The organism is Nitrosomonas sp. Nm51 (assembly GCF_900111165.1).
Classification (GTDB): Bacteria; Pseudomonadota; Gammaproteobacteria; order Burkholderiales; family Nitrosomonadaceae; genus Nitrosomonas.
Map to the genome: position 1 here is coordinate 1 of NZ_FOGH01000123.1, position 1,301 is coordinate 1,301.

The window sequence follows — 1,301 nt, forward strand, 5'->3', positions numbered from 1 at the left end:
TTCCTCAATAGCCACCCAATTGTCCGCTCCACAAATAACTGAACAAAGAGTGATAAAAAATATATCCTGGAGCTGATGTTTCTTTTGCCTATCCACTCTTGGGTCTTTTATACTTGAAAAATGATGAATGATTGAAGGCGTTGCCGTTGGTTTGTCTATCATTTGAAATCAAAATGATAAACCTAATACCTCAACTAATTTCTATTTTCAAGTATTTTTAAGCCCGATTGCCCTGCCGGCAAACCATTTGATCATTTACTTTATCAGTTTTGCCTGGCTTATAGTCACTGGCGCTGCGTGCATATCGTTCGAGGTGGGGAAAGCTATAGCGCGCTGGCCGATGGTTTGCAAACTGCCCTGCATAAACTCGGTGGCGCACCTGCAGAACATCGCACAGACAGTCTCAGTGCGGCGTATGTCAATACAGCCGAGAAACGCGAGTTGATGCAAAGCTACGAGGCACTGTGCCAGCACTACAGCATGCGGCCGACGGTGAACAATCTGGGCGTCAGCCACGAAAACGGCGCTGTCGAAACAGCACATGGGTCGCTCAAGCATCGGATTGATCAGGCTATCAAAGTACGCGGTTCTGCTGATTTCCCGACCATTGAAGCCTATCGCTGTTTTTTGGACAAAGTTGTCGATAAGCTGAACAAACGGTGCAAAGGCCGCCTGGTGGAAGAACAAGCGCATCTTAAACCTTTGCCACATTACCGCTTTATGGATTTCAGCGAATTGACTGTCAAGGTAACAACCAGCAGCACAATATCGGTCAAACGGTGTCTCTACAGCGTCCCTTCCCGATTGATCGGTGAAAAACTCAGGATTCATCTTTATCATGATCGGCTGGAATGTTTTGTGGGGCAAACACGGGTGATTACATTGCCGCGTGTATACCCAAAAACACCTGAAGGACGCGCCAGGCGTATTGATTATCGTCATGTCATCCATGCGCTGGCAGCCAAACCTCAGGCCTTTCGTTTCTCCCGATTGCGCGACGATCTGTTACCTACATCCCAGTATCGTCAGTTATGGCGGCGTGCAGAGCTACAATTCGATCCGCACCACGCCTGTAAGTGGATGGTATCCGTTTTACGTTTTGCCTGTGACCATGATTGCGAAAGTCAGTTAGCTGCTGAATTATTACTGAAAGAACAATTACCTGAACTCAAAGTGTTGCAAAAACGGTTTCTCCGACACAATATGCAACAACCAGCCATACCGCCCAGGCAACATGGTGTCGACACCTACGACCAACTACTCAACGGAGACTGGATGACACAGGAGGCGACCCATGTCTG

The 1,301-nt window shown here is 47.7% G+C and carries 1 protein-coding gene and 1 pseudogene; one reads left to right on the forward strand and one right to left on the reverse strand.

Features of this window, described 5'->3' with window-relative positions:
- The coding region (locus BMY60_RS15100; protein ID WP_143057391.1) for a transposase family protein at positions 1-162 on the reverse strand (162 nt) is incomplete at its 3' end.
- Between the two features lie 135 nt (positions 163-297).
- On the opposite strand from BMY60_RS15100, the pseudogene BMY60_RS15105 reads away from it, so the two are divergent.
- Positions 298-1,301, forward strand: a pseudogene (locus BMY60_RS15105) (DDE-type integrase/transposase/recombinase); the annotation flags it as partial.